This window comes from Stenotrophomonas sp. INTA L402-1 (assembly GCF_059295135.1).
Genome location: NZ_JCAFWP010000032.1, coordinates 14,493 through 27,099, shown reverse-complemented (window position 1 = coordinate 27,099; position 12,607 = coordinate 14,493). Strand labels below are relative to the sequence as shown.

Here is a 12,607-nt window from a genome sequence, read left to right as displayed (position 1 = left end):
TTTCCTGCAACGAAGAACGCCGGCGCGAGGCCGGCGTTCGGATACTGCATCGTGGAAGGGCCAACCAGGTCGGTCAATCAGCGGTAGACGCGTTCGCAGCGACGTTCCACCACGCGGTCGCCGTTCTTCTGCTGGCTGTTGCCCTGAATCTGGCGACCGGCCGCACCACCTGCAACGGCGCCTGCCACGGTGGCCAGCTTCTTGCCGTTGCCGCCACCTACCTGGTTGCCGAGCAGGCCACCGATCACGGCGCCGGTAGCGGTACCCGTGATGCGGTTCGGATCGCGCGAGTTGCGCTGCACTTCCACGTTCTTGCAGACCACGCGGCTGCCGTCGTTGAACTTGCGTCCCTCATCGCGCGGGCCATAGGTCTGCGCGCCGGCCACCGACGAAGCCGCCAGCAGGGTGCCCAGCACAAGCAATCGGGTCGAGGTCTTCATGGCCATCTCCTGAGTTCCGGTATGGCGCCAGTGTCCTCCCGCGGTTGGCAACCGGAAGTGAAATGCGCGTGTCCGCCACTTCATCGGCCATCGCACGTTCAGGAAGAAAATCCGCGCCCATCGCGACCAGCCGTCGCGATGGGCGCCGTCTCCCTGCCGACCTTGCCCTCTTCTAGAACTCTTCCCAACCACCCGCATTGGCCGCCAGCGTCGGCTCGATCCGCGGCGACAGCACCGCGGGCCGGCGCACCGGCGCAACCGATGCCGCCACGGCTGCCAGCGCCGGGCGCACCGCGGCGGCAGCGGTCACTGCCCCCGTGCGGAACACCGAAACCGCCTCGGCCAGCAGGTTGGCCTGCTCCTCCATCGAGCGTGCCGCCGCACTGGCCTCTTCTACAAGCGCCGCATTCTGCTGCGTGGTCTCATCCATCTGCACCACCGCCTGGTTGACCTGTTCGATGCCCGAGCTCTGCTCCTGGGAGGCAGCAGAGATATCGGCCATGATGTCGGTCACGCGCTGCACCGAGGCCACGATTTCGCCCATCGTGGTGCCCGCCTGGCGGACCAGCGCCGAACCGTCGGCGACCTTGCCGACCGAATCCTCGATCAGCCCCTTGATCTCCTTGGCCGCACCCGCCGAGCGCTGCGCCAGCGTACGCACTTCGCTGGCCACCACTGCAAAGCCCCTGCCCTGCTCGCCGGCACGCGCAGCTTCGACCGCCGCGTTCAGCGCGAGGATATTGGTCTGGAAGGCGATGCCATCGATGACCGAGATGATTTCGGCGATCTTCTTCGACGATGCCTCGATGGCCGACATCGTGGTGACCACCTGGCCCACCACTTCACCGCCCTGCGAGGCGACACCATGCGCGCCGATGGCCAATTGGTTGGCCTGCCGTGCATGCTCGGCATTCTGCTTCACGGTGGAGGTCAGCTCCTCCATCGATGCTGCCGTTTCTTCCAGGTTTGCCGCCTGCTGTTCGGTACGCCGCGACAGGTCGGTGTTGCCCGAAGCAATTTCACCTGCGGCCAGATTGATGCTGGAGGCGCTGGACTGGATTCGGCCGACGATCTGCTTGAGCTGGTCGACGGTGGCATTGCAGTCATCACGCATGCGCGCGAACACGCCATGGAAATCACCCTGCATGCGCACGGTCAGGTCGCCGCGCGAGATGGCCTGCAGCAGGGTCGACACCTGCACCAGGTTCTCGTCGGTGGTCTGCATCAGGCGGTTGAGCCCGGCCACCATGTCGCGGAAATCATAGGCGAAGCGATCTTCGTCGCCGCGCAGGCTGAAGTCGCCTGCCGCGGCCGCTGTCGCCAACCGGCGGATCTCGCTGTTGATCGCCGACAGGCTGGACTTGGTTTCGTCCATCGCCTGGGTGATCGCCGCCTTCTCGCCCGGCAGCGGGTCCATGTCCACCGACAGATCGCCGCGTGCGTAGTGTTTCATCACCTCGATCAGCCGGTTCTGTACCTGCACGTGCGATCCAACCAGCGCATTGGTCTCATGCACCATGCGCCCGTAGTCACCGGGGAACGCGCTCTCGTCCATGCGGTAGCTGAGGCTGCCGGCATCGTGCTGGCGGGCCAGCTCCCCCTGTGCCGCCATCACCGACTGCAGCTGTGCCTGCATGCGCTGCATCGACTTCAGCAGCTGGGTCACCTCGTCGTTGCCGGTGGCGTCGATGCTGCTGTCCAGGCGGCCACTGGCGATGCCGTCGGCCAGCTTCACCGCTCCTTCCAGCGGGCGGGTCAGGCTGCGGGTGATCGCCCAGGCCGCCAACGTCCCCAGCAACAGGCTCAGTGCCCCGAACGCGATCGACAGCGTGCCGGTCCACGATTCGGTTGCGCGGTACTCTTCGCGGCTGCGTTCGGTCAGTGCTTCCTGGTGGCGCAGCAGGGCCGAAATGGATTCATTCCAGGCCGTTGCCAATCCGTGCTCGGCCAGCAGCTCCTTCGCTGCACCATCGAAATCCCCCGCCTTCATGCGCTCATGCAATTGCTGGGTTGATGCATCGGTGGCCTTGCGGGCCGCCTCGATGCGCGCGACCAGGGTATCGCCGGTAGCGTCACGCGGAATCTTGATGTACTTGGCCCAGATACCGTCATAGGTCCGCGACAACTCCTGGGCACGCTGGTAATCCTTGTCGAACTCGTCACCCCGCTTGATCACCATCAGGCGACGATGCATCAGCACCGCGTTGTTGGTATCAAGCATGTCATTCAACAGGCGCATCTTCACCATGTTGACGTCCACCACTTTCTCGAACTGGGCGGATTTCAGCTGATTCCCATACAGCACCAGGCCGACGATGGCCATGATGAACAGCAGCAGCAGACCGAAGCCGGCGCCAAGCCGGGATCCCACACGGAGATTACGTAAGGCAAGCATCTCAATTCCCTTGATCGTGGCCGTACGTTCGATGGCGGCGCAGCGGAGGGAAACTTTACGGGACTTTATATATGGACCGATCCAAATATATGGAACTGTGCAGGCAGTCAGAAAATGCAGCGGCCGATAATGGCGCCATATCCTTATCGAATACCGCTGCCACGCCAACGCCCGATGAAAATCACGCAGGATTAACACCATAATAACACCACCCCATCCAAGGCGGCCCGGATTATCTGCGCCGGACACAACCGTCGCCCCGGAGGGCTACAGTCTGCAGATGACACGGATCCTGCACATCGAAGGCGCGTCCATCAACGACATCGCCAGCCTCTACGTGGAAATCAATCGTGTGTTCATGGCCGACGAAGACTGGCAGCTGGGCGCAAGCCTGGACGCGCTTGATGACCTGCTGCACGGGGGCTACGGCGCGCTCGCCGGTCATGCCACCGCCACGGTGGTGTGGCGCGACATCGCCCACAGCCGCGAGGCACTGGGCCGCGAGACGACGCGCGCCTGGCTGCAGTCGAAACTCGATCAGGGCGGCAGGTTCAACGGTCCGGCCATCCACGCTCAGTTGATGGCACTGTCGCTTGGCCAGGGACAGACCTACTTCGAGATCGTCATGGAGATCTTCGGCAGCCATCCGCAGATCACCCTGGTGCCAGGCTGAGCACTCTGCAGCAACCAGCCCCCATCAGCTCAAAGCTTGGCCAGGGCCTCGCCCAGCCGGCGTGGGAACGCCACTTCGCTGGCCAGGTGCCATGCGCGTGCATTGGCGCCCAGCCGGGTCCACTCGGCCTCATCCATCGCCAGCGCATGCTCGACGGCCTGTTCCAGTGCCTTCTCATCCACATGCCAGGTCCTGGACAGATGGCAGGGCTCGCCCTCGTGCGCGGCAACCAGGATGCCGCGGCTGTCGTCGATCATCTGGTTCATCGGCGCGCCATCGCAGGTGATCACCACCGCCCCGCAGCTCATCGCTTCCACCAGGTAATGGCCCCAGCCTTCGGTCTGCGACAGGCACAGGTGGAACGCATGTTCGTTCTGCAGGCGCTGCACCTCCTGGTCGGGCAGGCGCTCGCGGACGATCCGCAGGTTCGCGGCCCCGCCCTCATCTTCGTCCGAAGGGCCGCCGCGCAGGATGGTCAGCAAGGGCCACTCCGGATGGCGCTTCCAGACCTCGACCAGCGTTGCCGTGCCCTTCATGCGACTGGTACCAGCTGCATGCAGGAAAGTGCGCGGCCTGCGCGGCACCGCCGGGTCGTAGCGGTCACGGCTGCAGAAACCGACTTCCAGTGCGCGCATGCCCAGCGCATTGAAGATGCGCGTAGCGTCTTCGGTCTTGGTCAACAACGCATCGAACCGCGGCAGGATCCGCAGGCTGCGTGCGGACACCCATTCCGGATTCGGAATCAACAGATTGACCTCGGCCAGTCCGAAGCTTGCCGGCCGGACATGCTCCAGCGAGATGTTGATGTCGAACCGGGCCGGCGTGCGCCCCAGGCTCAGCCACGAGGCCAGCAGCCTGCGCAGGCGCATCCCGCGGAGCTTCCAGGCCCCCCCATTGCGCACCGCGTCCAGACGGCTGACCGTCACCGTGTGCCCGAGCTGCTGCAACGAGCGCTCGATCACCTGGATGTCATGGGACAGGCCACGCTGGTTGTCGGCGGCCAGCAGGTGGATATGCGCCATCAGGAGGGACTCCCTGGCCGGCGCAGGTCGCGCGCAGGCAAGGCGGTCGCCAGCATGAAGCCCAGCACCAGGTAGAAATAGAACGAATGGGGCATCGCCCGGTAGAACACGTTGTCCGTGAACGCCGACAGCGCATAGACGATGACCACGGCAAGTCCGGCGGTGGCGATCATCGCGGTGATGTCGTCGGCGTGGCCGAGACGTCGCACGAAATGAATGCCGGGCAGGATGAAGACCAGCAGCATGATCAGCAGCAACGGCACGCCACCGGTCACCGCCGCTTCCAGGTACTCGTTGTGCGGGTGGTTGTAGCGGAAGATCGACTCGGACACCTCGCCGCGGGCGATGCCCTCACGTGCATAGGTACCGAACTGGTTCAGGCCCACCCCTGCCACGGGATGCTCGGCGAAGGCGTCGACCGCCACGCCCCACATGGCGATGCGCTCGCGGACCGAGCCGACCTCGTTTTCCTGGTTGAAACCGGAGATCTCGCCACTGACCTCACCGAAGCGCTGGATCACCTCATGGTTCAGCACCGAGGTGGCACCGACCACGCCAATGACCAGGGCACCGACGAAGGCCAGTGCCCCCCGCCAGCGCCGGGTGCGCCGGACGTGCACCGCAATCACCATCAGCATGGCGGGAATGAACGCCAGGATCGGCCCGCGGCTCTGCGCCAGGATCGAACCGTAGACGCCGACCGCGATGGCCACGCCGTGCAGCCAGCGTTCGGCCGGATGCACATTGGGCTGGATCAACCGGATGACCGAGAACAACGCCATGCACAGCGTCACCATGGTGAACTCGATCGCCGTCCATTCGCCGCCACTGAAACCGTGCGCGCGTTCAAGGCCCATCACGTGGTGCTGCACGATGCACGACCCGCCGAAGACCAGGGTGGACACGGCGAAGATCTTCCAGATCAGGCGCCAGTCCAGCGCAGTGGCGAACACGGCAGCGGTGCCCAGGTAGAGCAGTGTCTGCGCCGGCAGATCCAGCTCGTTCCAGCGCAGCCCGTGCCAGAGGATGCTGTAGAAGGCATAAGCCAGGCGCAGGAAGCAGACGATCACGATGAACCGGGCGATGCGGTAGCGCAGGCGGACATCGGGCTGGCGGCGGATCAGAACCACGCCGGTGACCAGCAGGGCCAGCAGCAGCACCGCCTTCAGCAAGGTGTAGGGTGCGGAGCCGGCAAGCGGAACGATGGCGACCAGGATGCTCAGCAGGACGGTACGCCAGGTGTAACGAGGTTCGGCGGCCATGCAGGCTGCAGTCATGCTTGTTCTTTCCATCAACGCCCGCCCGGGGGATAAGTCGCCCCGGTTTCCATGGAGGCCGCTTGGCGGAAATCGCCGGGGCTGACACTACCGTGGGCCCCTGGGGAAATCAACCAAAGTGCCGGCGCAGGGGCGCAGCCGTTGGCACACGGACAGCCCCCGGGCCCAGCACGGGTGCCGCGGATCATCGACCTCCCCAGGTCGCTACACTAATGTCCTCTCCGGCCATGCCTGCGCGTGGCCACGCCCCGACGCCCTGCCAAGACGCGAAACGCCCCAAGTGACTGATACAAAAGACAACACCAGCAACGCCAAGGCGTCCAAGGAACACACCCCGCTGATGAAGCAGTTCTTCGCGGCCAAGTCCGATTACCCGGACCTGCTGCTGTTCTTCCGCATGGGTGACTTCTACGAACTGTTCTATGACGACGCCCGTAAGGCGGCGCGCCTGCTCGACATCACCCTGACCCAGCGCGGCAGCTCCGGCGGCGCACCGATCCCGATGGCCGGCGTGCCGGTACATGCCTATGAAGGCTACCTGGCACGGCTGGTGGCGCTGGGCGAGTCGGTGGCGATCTGCGAGCAGATCGGCGACCCGGCGCTGGCCAAGGGCCTGGTCGAGCGCAAGGTGGTGCGCATCGTCACCCCCGGCACGGTCACCGACGAGGCGCTGCTGGATGAACGCCGCGACACCCTGCTGATGGCCCTGTCGCGCAGCAAGCAGGGCTACGGCCTGGCCTGGGCCGACCTGGCCGGCGGCCGCTTCCTGGTCAACGAGGTGGAAACCGACGACGCGCTGGAAGCCGAACTGGCACGGCTGGAACCGGCCGAGCTGCTGGTGCCCGATGAAGAGAACTGGCCGGAGTTCCTGCGCCAGCGCACCGGCGTACGTCGCCGCGCGCCGTGGCTGTTCGATGCCGACAGCGGCCGCCGCCAGCTGCTGAATTTCTTCAAGCTGCATGACCTGAGCGGCTTCGGCATCGACGACAAGCCGCGCGCCACCGCTGCGGCCGGTGCCCTGCTTGGCTATGTCGAGGAAACCCAGAAGCAGCGCCTGCCGCACCTGACCTCGATCGCGATGGAAACCGCCGGCGAGGCGATCGCGATGAACGCCGCTACCCGCCGCCATCTGGAACTGGATACGCGTGTTGATGGCGACACCCGCAATACGCTGCTGGGTGTGCTCGACAGCACGGTGACGCCGATGGGCGGGCGCCTGCTGCGGCGCTGGCTGCACCGCCCGCTGCGCCTGCGCGAGGTGCTCGTACAGCGCCACCATGCGGTGGAAACCCTGATCGATCGCGGCAGCGATGCGGACATCCGCGAGCAGTTCCGCCGCCTCGGTGACCTGGAACGCATCCTCACCCGTGTCGCGCTGCGTTCGGCGCGGCCGCGCGATTTCTCCACCCTGCGCGACGGCCTGGGCCTGCTGCCGGCGGTGCGCGAGGTGCTGGCACCACTGGATTCGCCGCGCCTGCAGACGTTGCATGCGGCGCTGGGCGAACACGACGAGTGCGCGCAGCTGCTGGCCAGCGCCATCGCCGAAATGCCGCCGCTGAAGCTGAGCGATGGCGGCGTGCTGGCCGATGGCTTCGATGAAGAGCTGGACGAGCTGCGCCGCCTGTCCACCCACGCCGACCAGTTCCTGGTCGACCTGGAACAGCGCGAGCGCGAAAGCAGCGGCATTCCCACCCTGAAAGTGGGCTACAACCGCGTGCACGGCTACTACATCGAGATCAGCAAGGGCCAGTCCGACCGCGCGCCGGTGCACTACACCCGCCGCCAGACGCTGACCAATGCCGAGCGCTACATCACCGAAGAACTGAAGGCGTTCGAAGACAAGGTGCTGTCCGCGCGTGACCGCTCGCTGTCGCGCGAGAGGTACCTGTACGAGCAGCTGCTGGACACCCTCGGCGGCCAACTGGAACCCCTGAAGCAATGCGCCGCCGCGCTGAGCGAACTGGACGTACTGGCCGCCTTCGCCGAACGCGCGCAGGCGCTGGACTGGGCGCGCCCGGAGCTGCAGGCCGAGCCGTGCCTGAAGATCGAGCGTGGCCGCCACCCGGTGGTCGAGGCGGTGCGCGAGCAGCCGTTCGAACCCAATGATCTGGATCTGCATCCGGACCGTCGCATGCTGGTCATCACCGGCCCGAACATGGGCGGTAAATCGACCTACATGCGGCAGAACGCGCTGATCGTACTGCTGGCCCACATCGGCAGCTTCGTGCCGGCCAGCCGTGCGCTGATCGGCCCGATCGACCGCATCCTGACCCGCATCGGCGCCGGTGACGACCTTGCCCGCGGGCAGTCGACCTTCATGGTCGAGATGGCCGAAACCAGCTACATCCTGCATCACGCCACCGCCCATTCGCTGGTGCTGATGGACGAGATCGGCCGTGGCACGTCCACCTACGATGGCCTGGCACTGGCCGACGCGGTGGCCCGTCACCTGGCCTACCAGAACCGCTGCTACACGCTGTTCGCCACCCACTACTTCGAGCTGACCGCGCTGGCCGACGAGCAGCACGAGGGTGGCCGCAGCGGCATCGCCAACGTGCACCTGGATGCCGTCGAGCACGGTGAGGCGCTGGTGTTCATGCACGCGGTAAAGGATGGCCCGGCGAACCGCAGCTTCGGCCTGCAGGTGGCGGCACTGGCCGGCCTGCCGCGCGCCACCGTGGCACAGGCACGGCGTCGCCTGGCCGAGCTGGAACAGCGCGGTGGTGAAAGCCATGCCGCCGAGTTGGCGCCGCAGGCGTTGGATGCGCCGCAGCAGTTCGGCCTGTTCGCAGCACCGTCGAGCAAGGCGCAGGACGCGCTGGCGGCGATCGACCCGGACGAACTGACGCCGAAGCAGGCGCTGGAAGCCCTGTACCGGTTGAAGGCACTGCTGTAGCCGCAGCGCACGCCCATGGCCTCCCGCTCGCCTTGCGGGAGGCCTGTTGAAAGATTGTGCAAATCCGATTCTGCGTTTCAATTGACAGAATCTATCAACCTGAATGGATCATTCGATTATTCATTTCATCTGGCCATAGCTAAAGTCGAGTGAAGATGTTTCTCCCACGTCTTCACCGCCACCAGGAGCCAGCCGATGAGCCAGTCCGACAACAACAACGCCAAGTGCCCGTATCACACCGCCCCGTCGCCGGAGCAGGGCGCCGAGCAGCAGCGCGAGCTGAGCACCACGCCCAAGCAGAAGCACGGCGATGATCCGGTCACGCCGATGACCACGGCCTTCGGCGCACCGGTGGTGGACAACCAGAACAGCAAGACCGCCGGCCCGCGTGGCCCGCTGCTGATGGAAGACGTCTGGCTGCTGGAAAAGCTGGCCAACCTCAACCGCGAGATCATTCCCGAGCGCCGCATGCACGCGAAGGGCTCGGGCGCGTTCGGCACCTTCACCGTCACCCACGACATCAGCAAGTACACCCGCGCCAAGCTGTTCGAGAAGGTCGGCAAGCAGACCGAGATGTTCGCCCGCTTCACCACGGTGGCCGGCGAGCGTGGCGCCGCCGACGCCGAGCGTGACATCCGCGGCTTCGCGCTGAAGTTCTACACCGAAGAAGGCAACTGGGACCTGGTCGGCAACAACACCCCGGTGTTCTTCCTGCGCGACCCGCGCAAGTTTGCCGACCTCAACAAGGCGGTCAAGCGCGACCCGCACACCAACCTGCGCAGCGCGCGCAACAACTGGGACTTCTGGACGCTGCTGCCCGAAGCCCTGCTGCAGGTGACCGTGGTGATGAGCGACCGCGGCATTCCGCGCAGCTTCCGCCACATGCACGGTTTCGGCTCGCACACCTACAGCTTCACCAACGCCGACAGCGAACGCTTCTGGGTGAAGTTCCACTTCGTCAGCCAGCAGGGCATCGAATCGCTGACCGACGCACAGGCGCAGATCCTGGTCGGCCATGACCGCGAAAGCCACGGCCGCGACCTGTTCGCCGCGATCGAGAAGGGTGAGTTCCCGAAGTGGAAGCTGTTCATCCAGGTCATGCCGGAGCTGGACGCGGAAACCTACCGCGTGCATCCGTTCGACCTGACCAAGGTGTGGCCGAAGAGCGACTACCCGCTGATCGAAGTGGGCCAGTTCGAACTGAACCGCAACCCGGTCAACTGGTACCAGGACGTGGAGCAGTCGGCGTTCGCACCGAGCAACCTGGTGCCGGGCATCGGCCCGTCGCCAGACAAGATGCTGCAGGCACGCCTGTTCGCCTATTCCGATGCGCAGCGCTACCGCCTGGGCGTGAACCACCACCAGATTCCGGTGAACGCAGCGCGCTGCCCGGTGCACAGCAACCACCGCGACGGTGCGATGCGCGTGGACGGCAACTACGGCGGCCTGCCGCACTACGAGCCGAACAGCTACGGCCAGTGGCAGGAGCAGCCGCAGTACCGCGAGCCGCCGATGAAGATCCGGGGCGACGCCGACTTCTGGAATTTCCGCGAGGACGACGCCGACTATTTCAGCCAGCCCGGTGCGCTGTTCCGCAGCTATAACCAGGCACAGAAGGACCGCCTGTTCGCCAACACCGCCCGCGCCCTGGGCGATGCGCCGGACTTCATCAAGCAGCGCCACATCGACAACTGCAGCAAGGCCGACCCGGCCTACGGTGCCGGTGTTGCCGCGGCGCTGAAGGCGCTGGCCAGCCAGCCGTCGGATCCGTTCAAGCCGGCGCAGCCGGAAGCGGACTTCCCCACCGCCACCCCGGGCGCCGAAGACATCGAGCTCTGATCGCCCTGCCCCGTGTACGGCACGCCGCCTCCCCGTGAGGCGGCGTCGCCGTTTTAACGGTCCGCGTCGTACCTTCTGCACGCCCAACCCCAATCAAGGATTCCGCAGATGAGCCTGACCGACGAACTTCTCGCCAAATTGCAGGGCGCCCCGCTGCAGCAGGTGTCGCAGCAGCTCGGCATCAGCGATACCCAGGCTTCCGGCGCGATCAGTGCCGCGCTGCCGGTGCTGATGGGCGCGCTGGGCAACAACGCCTCGCAGCCGCAGGGCGCGCAGGCGCTGCTCGGCGCCTTGCAGAACAACCACAGCGGCCTGGACCTGGGCAGCGTGCTCGGATCGGTACTGGGCGGTGGTGGCGGTGGTGCCGCCAGCGACGGCGCCGGCATCCTCGGCCACATCTTCGGCGGCAGCCAGCAGAAGGTGGAAACCGGCCTGGCCCAGGCCACCCAACTCGACAGCGGCCGCACCAGCCAGCTACTGCAGATTCTTGCCCCGATCGTGATGGCCTTCCTCGCCCAGCGCCTCGGCGGCGGCCAGGCCGATGCCGGCTCGCTCAGCCAGGCCCTGGGCCAGGAGAAGCAGCAGGTGCAGCAGCAGGGCGGTCTTGCCGGTGGCCTGCTCGGCAGCCTGCTGGACCAGGACGGTGACGGCCAGCTCGGAGTGGGCGATCTGCTCAAGCTGGGCGGCAATCTGCTCGGCGGCAAGCGCTGAGGGAAAGCCTGGCCGGACATGGGCGGGCGCTACCGGCATCGCCATGGGTAGCGCCGGGCCATGCCCGGCGGCTTACCGGTTGCCCGCCTTCAAACGCTGCAGGATCGGTGCGAACAGGGGCGCCTGCATCGAACGCGGCGGCTCGACATGGCCGCCCTTTTCCTGCGCCTGCCAGTACGACCACGGCAGCGGCTTGTCGCCCAGTTCGTAGTCCATGCCGTCCCAGCCATCCTCGCGGAAGGCGTAGAAGGCCCAGTGCACCTTGTCCTGCTCCAGCACCTGCAGCACATCCTGCAGGTAGCGGCTGCAGTCCGGCCACCGCCGCATGCAGCCGAATTCGGCCACCACCATGCGGTTGGCACCGACGCCATGCGAGGCGGCCCACGTCATCGGCTGCTGCAGGTAACGGCGTACACGCGCCGCATCCCAATGCTCGCTGCCTGCACCGAACGGCACCTGCGCCGGATAGCGCCAGGGTTTGGCACGCGTCTGGTTCGGTGCACTGGTTGCTGCATACGGCTCGTACATGTGCACGCTGTACAGCAGCTTCGAATCCGCCAGCGGTGCCGGCCAGTAGTTGAAACCGTCGGCGGCGGCATACCAGCCCGCATCCAGCATCAGCGGCATCGCGGTGTCGACCTCGCGGATGCTGGCGATCAGTTCCGAGTAGAAGCGGCGCAGATCGCGTGGGCCGTCCTGCACACCGGCATACCACCGCTGCATCGCCTCAGTGGACGCATGCTCGGCCAGGCCTGCACCGTACTCGGGCACCGGCTCATTGATGAGGTTGTAGGCGGCCAAGGCAGGATGACCCTTCAGCGCCGTGGCCAGGTCATGCCAGAAGCGACGGGCCGGCACATGGTTGTCGAAGGACTGCCACAGGCGCTGGTCGACCACATCGCCGTTGTGCTGCTTCCAGCGCAGCAACGGCAGCGACAGCGGCGTCAGCACCACTTTCAGTCCGGCCGCATCGGCGTCATCCAGCACCCGCCGCAGCGTGGCCAGGTCGGCCGGAACCAGTCCGCGATAGTCATCGGCGTTGCCGATGAGGAAGTCACGACCGCCCTGCCCCTTCCACTTGTCCGGCACCAGCCGCACCCAGGTCGCACCGGTCGCACGCAGCGCCTCGAAGTATTTCCGGTCCGGAGGCGACATGTTCATGCTGTTGCCACCGCGTTGCGGAACGTCCCAGAAGGTGATGTCGGCAGCGTGCAGTGGCGCAGCAGCAAGCAGGGACAGGCATAACAGCAGACGACGCATGGGCAGGCCTCCGATAGGTGAAAAAACAGCCTGCCCAGCGCAATCCGAACGCACCGTGACCGGCGCTTTGTTTCGCACCGCGATAGGAACAATC

9 protein-coding genes are annotated in these 12,607 nt (G+C 65.9%); 4 read left to right on the top strand and 5 right to left on the bottom strand.

The features are described from left to right. Positions 1-77: 77 nt before the first annotated feature. Together AC5O77_RS16680 and AC5O77_RS16675 are read right to left on the bottom strand one after the other, a co-directional pair. Positions 78-446, bottom strand: a complete 369-nt coding sequence (locus AC5O77_RS16680; protein ID WP_032127541.1) for a glycine zipper 2TM domain-containing protein — start codon at positions 444-446, stop codon at positions 78-80. Between the two features lie 166 nt (positions 447-612). Next, positions 613-2,835, bottom strand: coding sequence for a methyl-accepting chemotaxis protein (locus AC5O77_RS16675; protein WP_032127542.1), 2,223 nt, complete (start codon positions 2,833-2,835; stop codon positions 613-615). A gap of 280 nt (positions 2,836-3,115) precedes the next feature. Here AC5O77_RS16675 and AC5O77_RS16670 point away from each other — a divergent pair, with 280 nt between their 5' ends. Beyond that, positions 3,116-3,508, top strand: a complete 393-nt coding sequence (locus AC5O77_RS16670; protein WP_049424493.1) for a barstar family protein — start codon at positions 3,116-3,118, stop codon at positions 3,506-3,508. Between the two features lie 29 nt (positions 3,509-3,537). On the opposite strand, the gene AC5O77_RS16665 is transcribed toward AC5O77_RS16670, so the two are convergent. Together AC5O77_RS16665 and AC5O77_RS16660 are read right to left on the bottom strand one after the other, a co-directional pair. Beyond that, a complete protein-coding gene (locus AC5O77_RS16665; protein ID WP_478058391.1) occupies positions 3,538-4,530 on the bottom strand; it encodes a glycosyltransferase in 993 nt (330 codons plus the stop codon). Next, the gene (locus tag AC5O77_RS16660) at positions 4,530-5,807 is read right to left on the bottom strand and encodes an O-antigen ligase family protein (protein WP_032127545.1); all 1,278 of its coding nucleotides are present in this window, start codon (positions 5,805-5,807) and stop codon (positions 4,530-4,532) included. The genes AC5O77_RS16665 and AC5O77_RS16660 overlap by 1 nt, the downstream gene beginning before the upstream one ends. Positions 5,808-6,147: 340 nt before the next feature. Here AC5O77_RS16660 and mutS point away from each other — a divergent pair, with 340 nt between their 5' ends. The 3 genes from mutS to AC5O77_RS16645 all read left to right on the top strand — a co-directional run bounded on the left by mutS (position 6,148) and on the right by AC5O77_RS16645 (position 11,253). Next, positions 6,148-8,703, top strand: coding sequence for a DNA mismatch repair protein MutS (gene mutS, locus AC5O77_RS16655; RefSeq protein WP_032127546.1), 2,556 nt, complete (start codon positions 6,148-6,150; stop codon positions 8,701-8,703). Positions 8,704-8,898: 195 nt separating this feature from the next. Continuing rightward, a complete protein-coding gene (locus tag AC5O77_RS16650; protein ID WP_478058392.1) occupies positions 8,899-10,542 on the top strand; it encodes a catalase in 1,644 nt (547 codons plus the stop codon). A gap of 108 nt (positions 10,543-10,650) precedes the next feature. Beyond that, on the top strand, positions 10,651-11,253 hold the full coding sequence (locus AC5O77_RS16645) for a DUF937 domain-containing protein (RefSeq protein ID WP_049424483.1): 603 nt from the start codon (positions 10,651-10,653) through the stop codon (positions 11,251-11,253). A gap of 72 nt (positions 11,254-11,325) precedes the next feature. Here AC5O77_RS16645 and AC5O77_RS16640 read toward each other — a convergent pair whose 3' ends face one another. Beyond that, entirely contained in the window at positions 11,326-12,513 is a 1,188-nt protein-coding gene (locus AC5O77_RS16640; protein WP_032127549.1) for a glycoside hydrolase family 5 protein, read from the bottom strand. Positions 12,514-12,607: the final 94 nt, after the last annotated feature.